At 37.0% G+C, this 19,735-nt stretch carries 9 protein-coding genes; 7 read left to right on the top strand and 2 right to left on the bottom strand.

What is annotated here, in order from left to right; genetic code table 11:
• Nucleotides 1–83: 83 nt before the first annotated feature.
• The 7 genes from GXM17_RS13075 to GXM17_RS13045 all read left to right on the top strand — a co-directional run bounded on the left by GXM17_RS13075 (nucleotide 84) and on the right by GXM17_RS13045 (nucleotide 15,050).
• Nucleotides 84–623: a hypothetical protein gene (locus GXM17_RS13075; protein WP_163399771.1), complete on the top strand. Its 540-nt coding sequence runs from the start codon at nucleotides 84–86 to the stop codon at nucleotides 621–623.
• Between the two features lie 167 nt (nucleotides 624–790).
• Complete coding sequence (locus GXM17_RS13070) at nucleotides 791–2,266, top strand: vanadium-dependent haloperoxidase (RefSeq protein WP_163399770.1); 1,476 nt, start codon at nucleotides 791–793, stop codon at nucleotides 2,264–2,266.
• A gap of 30 nt (nucleotides 2,267–2,296) precedes the next feature.
• A complete protein-coding gene (locus GXM17_RS13065; protein WP_163399769.1) occupies nucleotides 2,297–4,507 on the top strand; it encodes an FG-GAP-like repeat-containing protein in 2,211 nt (736 codons plus the stop codon).
• A gap of 59 nt (nucleotides 4,508–4,566) precedes the next feature.
• Complete coding sequence (locus GXM17_RS13060; RefSeq protein ID WP_163399768.1) at nucleotides 4,567–7,866, top strand: VCBS repeat-containing protein; 3,300 nt, start codon at nucleotides 4,567–4,569, stop codon at nucleotides 7,864–7,866.
• Nucleotides 7,867–7,983: 117 nt separating this feature from the next.
• Nucleotides 7,984–11,169 (top strand): SusC/RagA family TonB-linked outer membrane protein, encoded by a 3,186-nt coding sequence (locus GXM17_RS13055; protein ID WP_163399767.1) that lies wholly within the window; start codon nucleotides 7,984–7,986, stop codon nucleotides 11,167–11,169.
• Nucleotides 11,170–11,184: 15 nt separating this feature from the next.
• Nucleotides 11,185–12,633: a RagB/SusD family nutrient uptake outer membrane protein gene (locus tag GXM17_RS13050; RefSeq protein ID WP_163399766.1), complete on the top strand. Its 1,449-nt coding sequence runs from the start codon at nucleotides 11,185–11,187 to the stop codon at nucleotides 12,631–12,633.
• Nucleotides 12,634–12,887: 254 nt separating this feature from the next.
• A complete protein-coding gene (locus GXM17_RS13045) occupies nucleotides 12,888–15,050 on the top strand; it encodes a beta-glucosidase (protein WP_163399765.1) in 2,163 nt (720 codons plus the stop codon).
• 95 nt (nucleotides 15,051–15,145) lie between these two features.
• Here GXM17_RS13045 and GXM17_RS13040 read toward each other — a convergent pair whose 3' ends face one another.
• A complete protein-coding gene (locus tag GXM17_RS13040) occupies nucleotides 15,146–17,089 on the bottom strand; it encodes a glycoside hydrolase family 97 protein (protein ID WP_163399764.1) in 1,944 nt (647 codons plus the stop codon).
• A gap of 99 nt (nucleotides 17,090–17,188) precedes the next feature.
• The gene (locus tag GXM17_RS13035) at nucleotides 17,189–19,732 is read right to left on the bottom strand and encodes a glycosyl hydrolase 115 family protein (RefSeq protein WP_163399763.1); all 2,544 of its coding nucleotides are present in this window, start codon (nucleotides 19,730–19,732) and stop codon (nucleotides 17,189–17,191) included.
• Nucleotides 19,733–19,735: the final 3 nt, after the last annotated feature.

Here is a 19,735-nt window from a genome sequence, read left to right as displayed (position 1 = left end):
TGTAAGTTGCTTTTAGTAATTGCACGAATCAGATTGCCCAATTCTTAAATAATAGTAAGAACACCGATCAGTTTTTATTTCATATGAAAAAAATTGCATTGTTTTTTTTAATCGTGACGTTGTTTTACAATGTTTTAGGATTTTATATCATGTTTGCTGAACAACAACAGCAAGTGTGGGTGAATGCTATGGAAAAGACTGATAATGGAAATTTTGAAGTAATTGAAATTAAAATTAATCCTTACGCCTATGTCGTAGATTCCGGCTTTGAATATGCAAATGAAGATTTTGTAATCGAAAATAAGACTTATCATGTTTTTAAGAAAAGAATCATAAATAACGTTTTAAAATTATATTGTCTAAAAAACTCACATCGTACGGTGCTGGGTTATGATTTAAAAAAAATTGTCGACAGTCAGATATTTGATACCGATTCAAACAAAGAAAATCCCAGTAAAAAATTAATGAAATCCTTTATACAGGATTACATTCCTAATGATCGAATTAATCTAGTTACAACAGCTAAGTTAGTTTACACCGTTACCTTAAATTCATACAATCCAAAAGGAAAACTCCTTTCAGGGTATTTTACGACCAACTACCCTCCTCCTGATATGGTATAATAGTATTTCCAGATGTTGAAATTAAACAGGCCTGATTTTTAACAAATCATCCTCTGGCATTGAATCTTAGTACTTCACTTAAGATTGAATCTGTTTATTCAAGTTTAACATCAACTCTCAATTATTAATTGAAAAGAAAAACTATCAAAAAACCATAAACCACCAAAATGAAAATTCAGAAACTATTATATAAAATACTACTTTTTAGTATTTTAACCACTACCCTATTGGCTCAAACCAAAAATAAAGCTAAAGAACCAACAGGAGAAAATAATATAGCATATAAATGGTCGCAAATTGCAGTTACTGCCACCGGTAATGATACTGACAGATTTAAACCAAGACCAACAGTTACTTCCCGCTATTTAGGACTAACATTTGTTGCTGTTTTTGATGCATGGAGCCGTTATGACCAAAAGGCTATTCCGGTATATTTAAAAGATACTGAAAGAAGACCTGCTAAGGAACAGACACTCAAAAACAAAGAGATAGCTGTTAGTTATGCCGCTTATAATGCGTTATGCGAATATTATTTTTCAGATAAAGATTTATTTACCGACTTTATGGCCAAATTAGGACTTGATCCTAATGATAAATCACTAGATCCCAAAACGCCGGCAGGAATAGGAAATTTAGCAGCAAAAGCAGTAATCGAAGCAAGAAAGCACGACGGTTCAAACCAATATGGAGAAGAAGACGGTTCAAATGGTACTCCCTATTTCAACTATGGAAACTATAAGCCGGTCAATACTCCGGATGAAATGAATGATGTAATGCACTGGCAGCCAAAATATTTCTCAGATGGAAAAGGCGGAAAGTTTGCACCTGGCTGTGCTACGCCGTTTTGGAACAAAGTAAAACCTGTCGGATTAAAATCCGGCGACCAGTTTCGCCCTGGACCACCTCCATCTTTAGATTCTGAACAACTTAAAAACGAAGTTAAAGAATTACTTGATTTGCAATATAATCTTACCAACGAGCAAAAAGCGCTGGTAGAATTTATGCGTGATGGCCCAAAATCAGTGCAGCAGGCAGGTCACTGGCTAAAATTTGCTCAGGATGTTTCCAGACGTGATCATCATACTTTGGATCAGGATGTCAAAATGTTTTTCTATAATCAGGTGACTGCTATGGATTGTTTTATAGCATGTTGGGATACTAAAATGTTTTATGATTTTGCCCGTCCTTATGCCTTAGTTCATCATTATTATAAAGATCAGACTATAAAAGCCTGGGGAGGACCCGGTTTTGGAAATATAGAAATGAAAGGACAAGACTGGAGACCTTACTCACCGGATATATTTTTATGTCCTGCGTTTCCGGGCTATGTTTCAGGACACAGTACAATCAGTGGCGGCTGCGGTGAAGCATTAAAATTATGGACCGGAAGTGACACTTTTGGAGAATCTGCAACATGGAATGAACCTGGTGCAATGACAGAACCAAATAATATTGGAAAACCTGTTGTGCTTAAATTTCCAACCTTTACCGAAACAGCTAATATGGCTGGAATTTCCAGAGTAATGGGAGGTTATCACATCCAGTCTGATAATGTTGAAGGCCTTAAACTGGGCAGAAATGTCGCTCATGAAGTCTGGAAGTTTTATAATCGTCACATTGGAAATAAAAATTTCGAAAAATAGCCGGGTTAGTCCAATCTAAAAGTTCTTATTATGAAAGTTCAACCATTAATACTGCTGTTTATAGCTTCTGTTTTGATACAATCCTGTGATTATTTTTCTAATTCTAATGATAAAATGATTCGGATTTTAGACGCCCGGTATAAAATGTATAATGTAAAAAATAATCCATTTGCCGAAAAAGCAGAAGTCGCTTATTATGACTCAATAATTAAAAGTTCTGATGAAGGTTTTTTTAAATTAATGAACGAATTAAATAAAGGGAACGCATTGTTGAAACTTGGAAAAGAAACTGAATCTGTAACAGTGATAGAAAATGCTGTCAATAGAATTATGAAAATGGGCGGAAAAGTTGACTCTGAATCATTAAAATCATTGGCAATTGCTTACATGAGATTGGGAGAAAAACAAAATTGTGTCAATTACCATAATTCCGAATCCTGCATAATACCTATACAAAAGAGCGGAATATATACAGTTAGACAGGGTTCTCAAAAGGCAATTGAAATTTACAGGAAATTACTGGATATAAACCCTCATGACTATGAGTCCAAATGGCTGCTTAATATTGCTTACATGACTATTGGAGGTTATCCGTTACAAGTTCCGAAGCAATGGTTAATACCTGACCTGAACCAGAGCAATGAAGGATACAGCATAAAACCTTTTCTGGATGTTGCTGCTAATGTTGGCATAAAAAACAGAAACATGTCAGGAGGTGTTATCTTGGATGATTTCAATAATGATAACTATTTAGATATTGTAACTTCTGACTGGAGTCTGAATGGAGCTATGCATTATTATCAAAATGATCAAAAAGGTAAATTTATTGACTATTCCAAAGTATCAGAAATAGGACGCTTTAAAGGAGGTTTGAATATGATACAAGCCGATTATGACAACGATGGTGATACTGATATTTTTGTACTGAGAGGGGCCTGGATGCGTAAATTCGGAAGACAGCCCAATTCGTTGTTACGCAACAATGGAGACGGATCTTTTACAGATGTAACTATAAAAAGCGGATTATATTCTGAGTTTCCTACACAGGCGGGTACGTGGAATGACTTCAACAATGATGGCTATTTAGATTTATTTATTGGAAACGAATCCTCACCTAACGACTCCTTCCCTTGTGAGTTGTACCTGAATAATCAGGACGGAACATTCACTAATGTTGCCAAAGCTGCAAAATGTGATATCATCAGCTATATAAAAGGCGTAACGTCTGCAGATTATGATAATGATGGCGACATTGATTTGTTTCTTTCCGGAATGAATAAAAGGAAAATATTATTGAAAAACACCGGCACTAAAAATGGTATTCCGTTTTTTGCAGATGCTACTGTCGAGGCTGGTTTGGCAGGTCTAACTGTAATGACTTTTCCAACATGGTTTTGGGATTATGATAATGATGGATGGCAGGATATTTTTGTTTGTGGTTATCAATTTAATGGCTCCATTGGCGGTCAGATTGCAATGGAAGCTTTGAATGTACCCAATGAAAGTAGTAAAATGTACTTGTATCGTAATAATCATGATGGTACATTCTCCGATGTTTCTAAAGTTTCGGGTTTAAGTAAAACAGTGTTTGCAATGGGCTCAAATTTTGGAGATATAGACAACGATGGTTTTCTCGATATGTATCTTGGCACAGGAAATCCAGACTACAAATCCCTTATTCCTAATAAATTATTTAGAAATATGGGAAATGGAAAATTTACAGATGTTACTACTTCGGGGCGGGTAGGCAATTTACAAAAAGGCCATGCGGTGGCACTAAATGATCTGGATAATGACGGAGATTCTGATATTTTTATAGAAGTTGGGGGCGCCTATATTGGAGATTCTTTCTATAATTCTTTATACCTTAATCCAGGTCAGAACAACAACCGCTGGATAAAATTGAAATTAGAAGGCACAGATAGCAATCGTTGCGGAATTGGAGCCAAAGTAAAAGTCACTTTCAAAGATAATGGTGTTACAAGATCTGTGTACAGGATATTGAATTCCGGCGGCAGCTTTGGAGCATCAGCTTTAAGAATGGAAATCGGAATTGGACAAGCTGCTATTATTGATCAAATCGAAATTAGCTGGCCTAAAAGCCATAAAAAGCAAGTGCTTAAAAACATTCAACCAAATCAATTTATCAAAATTAAAGAGGGAGAAAAAAACTTTTCAAAAATAAATATCAAAAAAACGGTTTTTCCATCCACTGGAGTAAAATCCTCTATATGTATTTGACATAAAAACCGGGATTTTAGACATTGAAGAAACAAATGATAAATTTTATTATTATAAAAATGAAAAATACAAAAAAAATAAAACTGGCTTTTTTAAGCCTGCTGAGCTTAATATTGCTTGTTAGCTGTTCTGATAAAGAATCAGGTGAAAAGATATTTTCTACTCTTGACCATGCTGATACAGGAATCGATTTCAGCAATAATCTGACAGAAAATGATTCACTGAATTATTTTACTTACTCGTATATATATATGGGCGGGGGGGTTGCTACCGGAGATATAAACAACGACGGACTCGCAGATATTTTTTTTACAGGAAATCAGGTATCTAATAAATTATACTTAAATAAAGGAAATTTAAAATTTGAAGACATTACCCAAAAAGCCGGCGTTGGCGGAGATTCCCGATGGTACACAGGAGTTACAATGGCAGATGTAAACGGTGACGGACGTCTGGATATTTATTGTAGCGTTGGCGGAAAATTTGGCCCTAAAAACAATGAACTGTACATCAATAACGGTAATGGTACATTTACAGAAAAAGCCAAAGAATACGGTATTGATGATATTGGAAACAGTGTTCAGGGCACCTTTTTTGACTATGACAAAGATGGTGATTTGGATCTATTCGTAGCCAACTATCCTCCTACCAAATTCAACTCAGCAACAGGAGATTACGTACAGATGATGATTCATGTTAAAGATAATGAATCCGGGCATTTGTATCGAAATGACGGCAATCATTTTGCCAATGTTACACAGGAAGCCGGAGTAAAGGCTTATGGTTTATCATTAAGTGCAACAATTGGCGACCTCAACAATGACACCTGGCCAGATATTTATGTTTCTAACGATTTCAACTCACCTGATTTCATGTACATCAATAATCAGGATGGCAGTTTTAAAGAAGTTGTAAAAGAAGCAATGCTGCATAATTCTTTCTACGGAATGGGTGTGGATATTTCTGATTTTAACAACGACGGCAACTTAGATGTTTTTCAGGTTGATATGGATGCCAAGGACAATCGCCGCAAAAAAGCAAATATGTCCAGTATGAATCCACAACTTTTTTGGGATGTAGTGGATGCGGGCTTTAATTACCAGTACATGCACAACTGTATGCAGCTGAATACAGGAGTGAATGAAAACGGAATACCACATTTTGGAAATATATCCCGTATCACCGGAACCTCCTCTACTGACTGGAGCTGGGGACCTTTATTCGCAGATTTTGACAATGACGGAAACAAAGATTTGTTTGTAAGCAACGGAACCAGAAGAGAAATCAATAATAATGATTTCTTTAATAGCTTAGAGGCTCTGGATTTACAGCCTAAGGACCTCCTCAAAAAATCTCAGGAAATCCCATCTGAGAAAATCGATAATTTTATGTTTCAGAATAAGGGAAATTTACATTTTGAACAGGCAAATAAAAAGTGGGGAATCGAATATAAAGGCTTTTCAAATGGTGTAGCTTATGCTGATTTGGATAACGATGGTGATTTAGATTTAGTAGTAAACAATATCGATGATTATGCCTCGGTTTTTGAAAACTCAAGTTCGAAAATCAATAATTACATCAGAATTAATTTCAAAGGAAATTCAAAAAATACTTATGGTTTGGGGAACCGTGTTTACATAAAAACAAAAAAAGGAACCCAGATGCAGGAACTTACCTTAACAAGAGGTTTTCAGTCATCAGTAGCGCCTGAATTGCATTTTGGTTTAGCAAAAGACAAAACAATAGACGAGGTAAAAGTAGTCTGGACAAACGGTAAGGTTCAAAAGTTATACAATGTAAAAGCAAATCAAACGCTAAGTTTTAAAGAGCTGGATGCCAAAGAAGAAACGGCTTCAAAACCAATTGCCAAAAATGCTCTTTTTAAAACAGAAAATGCAGTATTCCCGGTTTTTAAACATGAAGAAAACAAATACGATGATTTTAAAGATCAGGTACTTCTGCCTCATAAAATGTCTTCATTTGGACCTGTTATTTCTGTTGGAGATCTAAACAAGGACGGACTTGATGATTATTTCGTTGGAGGTTCTGCAGGCTATACAGGAAAAATATTTTTACAGACTCAAAAAGGGTTTACAGAAAAAAATATTCCGGCTTTTGAGGAAGACAAATTTAGTGAAGATACGGGATCATTGATCTTTGATGCTGATAATGATGGTGATAATGATTTGTATGTAGTGAGCGGTGGCTACGAATTTTTGATAAACGATCCAAAATTACAAGACAGATTATACCTCAACAACGGAAAAGGCGAATTTACCAAAGCGCCAAAAGGAGTACTACCAATGATGCTGACAAGCGGTTCAAAAGTATATCCAATTGACTATGATAAAGACGGGAAACAGGATCTTCTGGTTTTAGGAAGACAAGTTCCGGGACAATATCCGTCACCAACTACAACTTATCTTTTGCAGAATCGCAGTACAGCTACTCAGCCGAAATTCGAACTTTCAAAAAAAGCACCTAAAGAGTTTGTTAATATGGGTATGGCAACCAGTGCTGTAATTACGGACTTTAATAATGATAAATCAGACGATATTATTATTGTTGGCGAATGGATGCCCATACGTGTTTTTCAAAATACGAAAACTGGTTTTAAAGAAGTTACCAAAAACATGGGACTTACTGACGACACATCCGGCTGGTGGTGGAGCATTCAGCAAGGCGATTTTGACAAGGATGGTGACATGGATTACATTGTTGGAAATAATGGTCTGAATTATAAATATCAGGCCACTCCTGATGAAACTTTTGATATTTATGTAAAAGATTTTGATAACGACAAACATAAGGATATTGTATTGAGCTATTACAATGACGGCAAGCAATATCCGGTGCGGGGGCGTGGCTGTTCCTCTCAGCAAATTCCAAATATCAAGAAAAAATTCAAAGATTACGAAAGTTTTTCACAAGCTACACTGGTTGATGTTTATACCGAAAAATCACTTAAAGAAGCCTTGCATTATAAAGTAAAATCTTTTGCAAGCATTTATCTGGAAAACAGAAACGGCAAATTTGTCATCCATAAATTACCTGTCGAAGCACAAATCAGTTCTATCAATCAAATAGCGGTTGATGATTTTGATAAGGACGGAAATCCGGATGCTTTAATTACGGGCAATATGTTTAATTCTGAAGTGGAAACACCAAGAAATGATGCGGGTCATGGATTGCTTTTAAAAGGAAACGGCAAAGGTTCATTCGTACCGGTTTCAGCAGTTAAAAGCGGATTCTTTACTCCCGGAGATGTGAAAAACATGGAAAAAATCAAAGTAAAAGACAAAAATTACTTTCTGGTAACCAATAATAATTCGTTTTTACAAAGTATCCGAATTAATTAAACTCTTTCTTTTTGAATTTGATTTAAATCATTTTCAAACTTAATCAATTTATATACAGCAAAACCTGACGCGAACATATCAATGTTCTGGTCAGGCTATGCTATAAACTTGTAAAAAATGAAACAACGCTATATATTCCGTTTTTTGACATTGTTCAAAAGCGGTAATAGGTTCTCAATACTCTTTTTTTTCTTAGTTCACCTATCGGTTTTTGGGCAAAATAATACCATTGAAGGACAAATTACTGATCATAATGGAGGTGCAATTGCAGCTTCAACTATTCAAATAACCGAAACTAATGAAACTGTCATGACAGACGAAAATGGTTATTTTTCTATTGCAACAAAAGCTAAATATCCTATTGCAATAAAAGTTAGCAGGATGGGATACATCAGTCAAAATTTAGTTGCAGAGTCAGATAAAAGCCTGATAGTTATACTGGAGGAGAACTCCAGCCAGTTAGATGAAGTCGTGATTTCGAGCGGATATTTATCACAAAAAAAATCCGAGTTTTCAGGTTCAGTTTCCACAATTTCTGCCAGGCAATTACAGAACCAGCCTACTACAAGTTTCGACCAGTTATTAGGCGGTCAGGGAACAGGAATCGATGTAATTCAGTCGACAAGCGTATTGAACAACACACCTGTTATTAGGGTTCGTGGCTTAAATACCATTACTTCCGGGCTTTTTCCTCTAATTGTGGTCGATGGAGTTGCTGTTTTTACCGGATCATTGGGCGGATTTATTGGCAACAATCCGCTATCAGGAATCAATCCTAATGATATTGCCTCTGTCGATGTACTGAAAGATGCCTCTGCTTCTGCGATATACGGATCCAGAGCAGCAAACGGCGTCATGGTTATTACCACCAAAAGAGGAAAAAAAGGTAAAACCAGATTCAATTACAACAGCTGGTTCAGCCGAAGTACTCCCTATAATCTGCCTAAATTATTAAATGCTGAAGATTATACGATGATAAAAAATGAAGCCCTGGTCAATGCAGGCAAAGCACCCGGATTTTTTCTTTCTCAAAATGCAGACGGAAGCACCGTAGATACAAACTGGTATGATGTTGCTTACGAACCTGGTTATTCCAGTAATCACAATATTAATGTTTCCGGGGGTAATGAAACGACACAATATTATTTTTCATTAGATTACACCAACCAAAATAGTTTTATAAAGAATAATACGTTTCAAAATTACATGACCCGGTTAAACATCAGTCATGACCTCAATAAGTTTATCAGGGCCGGTGTGAATCTTTCTTACAGCAGGGCAAAAAATGTTGGACCAAATACAGGTGCCGTAGCCGGTAACACTTTATCCTCATCAACCTATAACACAGAGTATATTACGAATGAGCCACTAGGCAGGATGACTTATGTTTTGCCTCCCAATGTACCGGTTTACAATCCGGATGGATCTTACAGCATTCAGAATGGTATAAGTGTGGGCTATGGTGCTAATATCCCGGCTATTATCGGTACAATTAATGCCTATAATTTAGCTATGGTTCAGGAGCTAGATCTTACAACTTCAATTAGCAAATCGCTTTTAGGAAATGTGTATGGAGAGCTTGATATTACCAAAAAACTAACTTTCAGAACGAGCTTTGGTTTAAATACCATTGGACTCGAAAACAGACTATTTTTAAATCCAGTTCACGGAGGTGGTGCCGCTTACAACGGCGTGGCAACCAATATCGCTACTGATTTATCAAGAACTGACTGGGCAAACACGATTACATACAAAGACTCTTTTAATGAACACCATAATTTTATGATTCTGGCAGGTTACGAAAGAATTAAAACAACGCTGGAAAGCTGGGGTGCTACACAAAGCAATGTTACCGACACTTATTATAAAAATTATCAGGGAAGTTATGCTAATATTTCACCAATAGGAAACGACCTTTCAGAAAATGCCTTGGTATCTTATTTTACCAACTTAAACTACAATTATAAAAACAAATATTTCCTGACCCTGAACTACAGAATTGATGGTTTATCAGCATTGTCTGAAGGAAATAAATACGGTAATTTCGGAGGAGGTTCTGTAAGCTGGAATCTTTCGGAAGAATCTTTTTTGAAAGACTCCCACTTAAACGGTTTTCTTAACAACTTAAAGTTAAGAGCCAGCTACGGAATTGTAGGAAACAGTGAAATAGGAAATTACCCTGCTATAGGAACCTATAATTCATCTACTTATGGCGGTGCACCAACATTGGGTTATTCGCAAACTGCCAATCCGAATCTAAAATGGGAAACCAGTTCGAAACTTGATTTAGGACTGAATTTCTCGATGTTAAACAATCGTATTTCAGTCGAGTTTGATTATTACAACAATAAAATCAGGGATTTGATCCTGAAAACGCCACAATCGCTTTCTGCAGGAATTCCGAACAATTATATCAACGAAAATTTGGGCGGCATGTACAACACCGGATTTGAAATTGGGATAAATGCGCTTGCTGTTAATGCGAGAAACTTCAATTGGAACATAAATCTAAATCTTTCTACACTTAAAAATAAAGTAACATCATTAGCGAGCGATGTATTTGTACCAAGTGTATTTGGAGTGCAAAATATAACCAGAGTAGGTTATTCAATCGGATCTGTTTTTGCTGTACCAAATAAGGGTGTAAATCCCGAAAACGGTCAAATGATCTTTATAAACAGTGAAGGCAAAGAAGTACAGTACAATCATATCGGATCACCAAAATGGACGTATCTCGATGGCAGCGCTGCTCCGGCAATAGACAATTACAAAGATGGTGTCATACAAGGACCTTCATTGCCAAAATTATTTGGAGGATTAAACAACACTTTCAATTATAAGAATTTTGTTTTAGCAGTAAACCTGACTTTCTCACAAGGTAACAAACTCTACAACGGAACCCGTGCCACCAATTCAGACCAGCGTTATTTTAACAATGGGGAATTTATAAAAAACAGATGGACAACACCAGGCCAGATTACGGATATTCAAAAGTTGTATTATGGCGATAATGTCTCGGCAGGTTTTTCATTTTCAAGCACTTCAAAAGTAGAAGACGGTTCTTTCGTAAAACTGAAGAATGTTTCTCTGGGATACAATGTACCTCTGGAAGCTTCTTTTCTAAAAAACACATTCAGCTCTGTTTATGTGTATTTGCAGGGAAATAACCTGTACACTTTTACCAAATACAGAGGTTCGGATCCCGAAGTTTCTATCAATGGAAACTCTATCAACTCAGGAAAAGATCAAAATGTGCCGCCTAATGCCCAGGTATATACTTTGGGGTTGAATATTGGATTTTAATTAAAAGCAAAAACAATGAAAAAATATATTTTTATAAGCTGGATTATTTTACTTTTCACCTCCGCCTGCAATGACGATTTATTAGACACTGAGCCTGAAACCAGTATTCCCGAATCAATTGCATTCAGTACTCCGGAGAAAATTCTGGCTCAGACCAATAATTTATACAAACAGCTGCAAAACCAAAGTTTTTACGGAGGCCGGTTCATTGTTTTTAACGAAAAGCGCGCCGATCAGTTTGGACAGAATGACGGAAATGCAGCAACCGGTTCTGCTGTGTGGAATCAAAACGTGGCATCAACAAATGATTTTGTAAATAATGTCTGGTCCATTGGATACACCGCCATTAATGCATCCAATATTTTAATCAGTAAAATGAATGAAACTACGGTAATTTCAAAAGAACTGGCCAAAAATTATAGTGCCGAAGCCAAATTTGTGCGTGCCTTGTGCTATTTTAATCTGGTTCAGACTTATGCCAAACCTTATAATCAGGACAAAAGTGCTTTAGGGCTGCCTTTGCGATTAACACCTATAACTACATCCGGCAATAATGATCTGGCGCGAAGCTCTGTAGAAATGGTGTACACCCAAATCCTAAAAGATTTAGATGAAGCCGAAGCAGATTTGCCAATTAGTTACGCAACACAATTGCTCAATACTTCCAGAGCCAAAAAATGTACAGCTATTGCATTAAAAACAAGGGTTTTATTGGTTCAGAATAATTTTGAGAAAGTAATTGCAGAATCTGAAAAAATCGTTTCTGCTACCCTGCCTTTTCAATATACAGAAGGAAATTTAACTCAAAAATTAGAAACTAATTATGCTGCTATTTTCGGAGGAAGCTACACCGGAACTGAAGCCGTTTTTTCTATTCCTTTTGCGAACTCGACCACCGAAACACCTTCTGCACAATATGCTCTTGCCTATAACTATTTAACACAGCCCATTATTTTTTTGACAGCAGAAGGTATTGTTAGTGATCCGGTATTCAGTTCTGCAACGGATGCCCGTTCGGGGCTTATCGGTAAAAGTGCAGCGAATCAAAAAGTACTAAAAAAATTCAGTGTCACAACAGCACCTTTTAGGGACTATGTGCCGGTAATTCGTTATGCTGAAGTACTATTAAACTATGCCGAAGCAGCTGCTCATACCAATGATTTAGAAAAATCAAAAGCATTGCTCAAAGCGGTAAGAAACCGTGCAGATCCAGGATATGTTTTTCCGGAAGATGAGATTGCAACGAAGGAAGCCCTGATTGCAACAATACAAAAAGAGAGAGATATTGAATTTTTAGGCGAAGGTTTCCGACTAATGGACTTGCAAAGAAAAGTACAAACCCTGCCTGCAAAAAAAGGGACTATAGGTACTGCTCCACTGGTCTTGCCAACCAGCAGCAATTATATCTGGCCAATACCCAGCGGAGAAATATCGACTAATCATTTGATGGAACCCAATCCTTAAAACGTAAAACAGTCTATCTGAGATCAGGTAAAATTTCCATACTGAATAACAAGCATGATGCATTTATTATAACGATTTGAAAATTTGGATTTTTTCTTTTAAGTCTGCTTCATTTATTATATAAAATGCTCGATTTGTAGGATTCCAATACACGTCATTCGGCTACTTTTGAAAACTTTTAACCGGGTTTATTTCCGAATTTATCATTAAATCAATTATTTAATTTAACCAAAAGGTTTTCTAAAACATATCAAATGAGATTACGATTTATGGCTATTGTTTTGTTTTCAGCATTTCAAAGTTCTTTTTCACAAACAGATAATGCTGTTGAGAAAAAAATTCAGCAGTTAATTAAGAAAATGACTCTGAAAGAAAAAGTCGGCATGCTGCATGGGAATTCTAAATTTTACACGGAACAGATAAAACATCTTGGAATTCCGGAATGGGCTTTATCTGACGGCCCACATGGGGTCAGGGCAGAAATGAATCGTCATAACTGGAAATATACGGGGCAAACTGATGATTTCTCTACCTCCTTTCCTCCGGGAACAGCTATGGCTGCAAGCTGGAATCTGGAACTGGCAAAACAGCGCGGAATTGTTTTAGGCGAAGAAGCACGTTTTCGAAAAAAAGACGTTTTACTTGGCCCGGGAATCAATATCATTCGTTCTCCGCTTTGCGGGCGAAACTTTGAGTATCTGAGCGAAGATCCTTTTCTTATTTCCCAACTTTCAATAAGTTATATTAAGGCCTTGCAAACACAGGATGTTGCAGCTTGCGTAAAACATTTCGTAGCCAATAACCAGGAAGAAAATCGTTTTGTAGTAGATGTAACTATGAGCGAAAGAGCTTTGCGTGAAATTTATTTACCGGGTTTCAAATCTTCAGTTGTTGATGCCGGAGCATTGGGTGTAATGGGCGCTTATAATAAATTCAGAGGGGAATATTGTACCGAAAATAATTATCTGGGAAGAACGCTTTTACGAAAAGAATTCAATTTTAAAGGCGTTTACATGTCGGATTGGGATGCTGTTCACAGTACAGAAAAAGCAGCTTTGGCTGGTCTGGACTTAGAGATGGGAACTGAAAAAGAAAACTACAATGACTGGTACTTTGCTGATCCTTTGATTAAAGCGGTACAGGAAGGGCGTATAAAGGAAAGCATTGTGAATGAAAAAGTAGCAAACATTCTGAGGGTTATGATTAAAACCAAAGTTCTGGATCCTCAAACCCGTATAAAAGGGTCTATAAATACAAAAGAGCATCAGCAGGCAGCCTATCGTTCTGCTGTAGAAGCAATTGTTCTGTTAAAAAACGAAAAGCAAACACTGCCCTTAAATATGAGTACCTTAAAATCAATAGCTGTTATTGGTGATAATGCTACCCGTACACACTGCGGAGGAGGATTTAGTTCAGAAATCAAAGCTTTATATGAAGTAACACCTCTTCAGGCTATAACAGATAAATACGGAAAGTCGATGCAGATTAATTTTGCACAGGGCTATGAGAAACAATCTCATGTTGTGGAACGAAGCAGCGCCGGGCAGTTAAACACAGATAAAGCAGACTGGAAATTAATCGATGAGGCAGTGGCTCAGGCCAAAAAATCTGATGTCGCAATTGTCTTTGCAGGTTTGAACCACGATTTTGATTCGGAATCGTTTGACAGGCTACATATGCGTTTGCCTTATGGACAGGAAACTTTGATTCAGGAAGTAGCGAAAGCAAATCCTAAAACAATTGTCGTGATTATTGCCGGTTCTCCACTTGAATTGGCGGGTATTGAATCCCGTGTTTCTGCCTTAGTGTGGGGATGGTATGGCGGAATGGAAGCCGGCAACGCAATTGTTGATGTATTGAGCGGCAAAGAGTTTCCTTCAGGGAAACTGCCTTTTACAATTCCGGTTACCTTAAGCCAGTCTCCAGCCCATGCGTTAGGAGCCTATCCCGGACATGACTTAAAAGTGAATTATGATGAAGATATTCTCGTGGGTTATCGCTGGTTTGATACTAAACAAATTGAGCCTCAATATCCTTTTGGCTATGGCTTGTCTTATACTTCTTTTGAAATTTCGAATGTCACGGCTGACAAAAAAGTTTATGGCGTTGATGATGAAATAACAGTAAAATTCAACATTAAAAATACAGGAAAAACAAACGGTGCTGAAGTCGTTCAATTGTATGCAGGTCAAACTGCACCGTCTGTTTTAAGACCTAAAAAAGAGTTAAAAGCATTTGATAAAATATTTCTGGCGCCGGGAGAACAAAAAACTGTAGACTTAAAAGTAAAAGTAAAAGACCTGGCGTTTTACGATGAAAAAACTTCAGGCTGGAAAACTGAATCGGGAGAGTTCATGCTTTATACCGCTACATCAGCCAAAAATATTGTGAATAGTCTGGCAGTGACTATCCAATAACAATTTTTTAAACTGATTAAACCAATTTTAAATAATGAAAAGAGCTGCTTATTTGCAGCTTTTTTCATATTAACTATAAGTAAATCACATAAATATTAATTCAAAAGAAGTACGCCGCCGTTGCACGGAATCATAATTTCTGTCTCCTTGCTGTTTTTTAAAGTGATTTTTTTTGTTTTTCCATTTAACTTTTCATCATCATAATAACATTTTAATAATGCTCCGGCTGCAATCATTGGCAGTTTAATTTTAAGCTTTAAGGTTTCTTTTTGGGCATTCACCCCTGCTATATACCATTTTGTTCCTTTTCGGCGTGCAAGTAAAACGTATTTGCCGGGATATCCATCTAAATAACGAACTTCATCCCAGGTTGTCGGTACTTCTTTCATAAAATTAACTGCCCACTCCGGAGCATCAGCTAAATTATTAGGCGCTAAAGCAAAATGCTGAACCCCACTTTGAAACAACACAGCGGTTGCTAAAGCAAATACATCCGAAGTTTTTCGTTTTGATCCTTTATTGGGAGTGTTATCTGCATTGTAAAATTCATTAAGGGCACTTCCTCCAAAATCCATGCTGCCTACAGTATTCCGGATAAAAGTATGCATAGAGGCGTTCATTGCTTCATTATTGCAGCTTGCTTGTCCAAAATACAGGTTTTCACTGGCTAAAACTGCTTCACTGGAGGCGTAGTTTGGATACATACGCTCCCAGCCTCTTGGCAATGTGCAGCCGTGAAAAATAACCATTATCCCAAAATCATTGGCATCGGTCAGGATATCTTCATACAACTTTATAGTGACCTGTTTATCGCCTCCAAAAAAGTCAACTTTAATTCCTTTTACGCCAATACTTTTCATCCAGGCCATTTCCTGACGGCGGATTGTCATATTGTCCATCATGCCTCTCGGTCCCTGGGGAGCGTCATTCCAATACCCATTGGAATTATACCACAAATACAAACCAACACCTTTTGCTGCACCATATTGAGCCAGTTCAGCAATTTTATCCTTTCCTATCTGAGTATCCCAAAGTGCATCAATCAAAATGGTTTCATATCCCATGGCAGCACTAAAATCGATGTATTGCTTCTGTACCGGAAAAGTAGTATTACTATCCATTTTCATGATCCAGCTCCAGGTTCCTTTTGTATATTGGTATTCTCTTGAAGCCTGATACTTTGGCTTAACCAAATCAAACGGAATAGTCGTTTCTACAATTGGTGCAAGGGTTTCTCCAATTGTAATAGTGCGCCAGGGAGTTTCACCAATTAGCGGTATTCCCGGAGCAACTGTTCCGTTTCCGTTATTCTCTCCCTGCATTGGAAATCCGATTGTATATAATCCTTTATCATGTCCGATCAGCCTGCTTGCGCAATAACCACTGTCCACACCAGTTTCTGATATCAAAACCCAACCCTTATTATTTACTTTAAAAAGACAAGGAAATGTATATCCCTCACCTATACCGTTTTTACCCATTGGAGCATCTAATGTGTACGACGTTTCATAACTTGGGGCTGTCCTTGCATATCCTGTCATTGGCTTGCTCTGCGGACAAAGAAATGTAGTTGTTCCTTCAGGCAGAAGAAAACCGGAAGCCTCTTCTTGTACCACACAAGAGCGGGCATCTTTTTGAGGATACACTTTATATTTAAAAGCTACATTATTATTGCTTACCCTGAATATTACATCAATTGCGGCCGTATTATTTTTGCTAAAAGACAATACACCTTCATTCGCTTCATAATGTACAAGACTTTGCTTTATATTAGGAAGCTGATAGGTTTCATCTATTTTATTTTGTACTGCAGCTGCTTTTAAAATTAATCCTGATGTAAAATCTCCAACATTGGTTTTCAGACCCAAAGGTGAATTTTCTAAGAAGACTTTTTCATTATATGAAATACTGTACAAAGGCATTCCATTCTCTACAGAAACCGAAACCCTGAGTTTTCCATCGGGACTGTTTACAATTGATTGTGCACTTAATTTTAAAAAACCAAACACACATAAACATACGATATACTTGAAATTCATAACACGTTAGATTAATTACTCAATTGAATTGCAAAGGAAAAATAATAATCAGAAATTATTTTTATAATTTAAAAACAGAATAATTTATAACAAACAATTTTAATTTTTAACACTGCCATCAGGAATCACATCACTTTGAGGTGGTCCTAAATAAGAAGGTTTCAATCCTCCGGTGTCTATCAAAATTTTCTGCAAAACTATCCCGGGATCCAGCACCCGAAAACGTAAAACATGTTTTCCTGCTCCTGAAACGGAATGTTTAGTAACAGAATGTATCAGATGTTCTGCCTGCCACTTCCCTAATTCACCACGGTAATGCCCATTAAAATTTATGATCTGTGGCTTTTCTTTATCAAAAGAAACTTCATAACGAAGACCTTTGTTGCTGTTAAAATTAAGTGTCGGAGCCAAAAGCAATTCTACAGTAAAGTCTCCCGTTGAAACAAAATCTATTTCGTATTCGACAAAGATGTTATCGTTATTTGACGGATATCTATTTTGTGGAAATGTTGTGATACCGCTTCTCGTTTTTCCAAAATCCGGTATTACCTCCCAATGAATTTTATCAGAATTGTTTAACGCAGAAAAATTTTCTGCTTCTATAGAAACATAACCGTCTTTTTCCCGGAATACTTTTACTCCGGATTTTTCTTTTTCCGAAATATAAGTCACATCTGGCAGAATATTTTTGGGTTCATCATGCCAGCTGGTATATCCAATTCGCATTTGGTCCATAATATGCGTCCACTTTCCACCGGAAATTTCATTATTGTATTTGTGCTGAAGAATAGAATCACGGGCAAAGAAGGTTTTTACTTTCGCCGCAAAAAAATTGGCCTCTCTGTTTTTTTCGGCAGCCAGTTGTTTATTTTTTGCCTGAGCAAAATACATTTCATACAAATTACTGCATGCATCTATAGGATATAATACAAGCTGAAAATAAGCATCTTTAAATTCGTTGGGAATATCATTGTATATGCGATAAGCATCAAGAGATAAATTTTTGTAATCGTTAACTACCCTTTCAAATTCATTGTAATTTGCAAGACTGTATATTTTACTAGTCAGCATTTCCGGAGTAACGCGACGATTGTATTTTGGATAAGTGTTTAACAATTCGGCTATTTCTTTAGCGTGCTTTTCTCCAAATTGCTGACTTGCCCAATTTTTAGTATAATCAAAAAGATTCTGCGAATTGAATTGTTTTGGATTCCACGCCATGTCCAAAAAGAAACTGACAGGGAATTCCATTGGCTTCAAATCGCCTACATTCACAATCCAGATTTTATCGACACCGTGTTCATAGCTTAGATTCATTTGTTCCCAGACTCTTTGTATCGGACTTATATTGATCCATTTCGAGTTTCTTGGTCCTCCAACGTAATCAAAGTGGTAGTACATTCCGTAACCGCCTTTGTGCAAAGGTTTCGCAGGATCCGGAAGCTTGCGGACATTTCCCCAGTTATCATCACAAAATAATAACGTTACATCGTCAGGAACCCGCATTCCTTTGTCATAATAATCCTGAACTTCTTTGTACAAAGCCCAAACTTGAGGCGTTTTTTCGGCTTTTTGACCCGTTACTTTTTCTATGATACTGCGTTGATTTTTTACAATGTTCTCAAGCAGTGTTATGTTTGTTCCTTCGCCCATGGCTTCATCCCCGTCTCCACGCATTCCAACTGTCACTAGTTTTTCCCAGTTTTTACTGCGTACGATTCCGCTTTTCCAGAATTCGTCTAAAACGGTTTTATTTTTAGCATAATCCCAAACATTTGGAAGGTTGTTTTTTTTAATGTAGCGATGCCAGTCTGTTTGCGCCAGGGCCATTGGTTCATGGTGCGAGGTTCCAACGATAATTCCCATTTCATTAGCGAGAGGTCCGCTTGCTGCATCATCATCATAAAAAGCATTTCCCCACATGGCTGGCCAGATATAATTGGCTTTAAGCCGAAGCAATAATTCAAAAACCTTTTCGTAAAACTTACTGTTAAAACCACCAAAAGTTGCTTTAGACCAGCCACTTAATGCCGGTGCCTCATCATTGATAAAAATCCCTCTGTATTTTACGGCTGGTTCACCATCAGTATAGGTTCCTTTTACGAAATAAATATTTTCTTTTGGCGCAACAGGTACATCAGCCCAATAGTACCATGGAGAAACCCCGATTTGTCTGGACAGTTCATAGATGCCATAGATTGTTCCCCGTTTGTCGCTGCCAGCAATTACAAGAGCTTGCTCCACTCCGCTGAATGGATTTTTCACACTTTGTATAACGAATTTTTCGTTTTTCCCTTTAAGAAGCTTCCCGTCTATTTTTTTCTGTTTTATTAAATCGTCAATAATAGAATTGGTTCCTGTTATCCCAATTATGATCAATGACGATGAAGAACTTGGTATTTGATTAAAAACAGCTGGCTTCTGACCTGTTACTTTTTCAAAATCGGACTGCAAATTGCTTATTGCGCGTACAATACCTGGATCTGTTCCGGTATTCACAAAAAAAGAAAGAGGTTTTGATTTCTCTTTCAGAACAAGAATATCATCACTCTTTTTATCTGTTATAAAAGGCTGGGAGGCATTTGACGTTTCGGATATACAAATGGTGAGCAGTGTTATGATAAATATTGAAAATCTATTCATTGT

The sequence above is a fragment of the Flavobacterium fluviatile genome (genome assembly GCF_010645065.1).
In the GTDB taxonomy this organism is placed as follows: Bacteria; Bacteroidota; Bacteroidia; order Flavobacteriales; family Flavobacteriaceae; genus Flavobacterium; species Flavobacterium fluviatile.
This window is presented reverse-complemented; position numbering and strand designations above follow the sequence as displayed.

Excerpts from the sequence above, each read along its gene's own strand:
- GXM17_RS13075 (WP_163399771.1), top strand. The coding sequence starts at position 84 with ATGAAAAAAATTGCATTGTTTTTTTTAATCGTGACGTTGTTTTACAAT.
- GXM17_RS13070 (WP_163399770.1), top strand. The coding sequence starts at position 791 with ATGAAAATTCAGAAACTATTATATAAAATACTACTTTTTAGTATTTTA.
- GXM17_RS13065 (WP_163399769.1), top strand. The coding sequence starts at position 2,297 with ATGAAAGTTCAACCATTAATACTGCTGTTTATAGCTTCTGTTTTGATA.
- GXM17_RS13060 (WP_163399768.1), top strand. The coding sequence starts at position 4,567 with ATGAAAAATACAAAAAAAATAAAACTGGCTTTTTTAAGCCTGCTGAGC.
- GXM17_RS13055 (WP_163399767.1), top strand. The coding sequence starts at position 7,984 with ATGAAACAACGCTATATATTCCGTTTTTTGACATTGTTCAAAAGCGGT.
- GXM17_RS13050 (WP_163399766.1), top strand. The coding sequence starts at position 11,185 with ATGAAAAAATATATTTTTATAAGCTGGATTATTTTACTTTTCACCTCC.
- GXM17_RS13045 (WP_163399765.1), top strand. The coding sequence starts at position 12,888 with ATGAGATTACGATTTATGGCTATTGTTTTGTTTTCAGCATTTCAAAGT.
- GXM17_RS13040 (WP_163399764.1), bottom strand. The coding sequence starts at position 17,089 with ATGAATTTCAAGTATATCGTATGTTTATGTGTGTTTGGTTTTTTAAAA.
- GXM17_RS13035 (WP_163399763.1), bottom strand. The coding sequence starts at position 19,732 with ATGAATAGATTTTCAATATTTATCATAACACTGCTCACCATTTGTATA.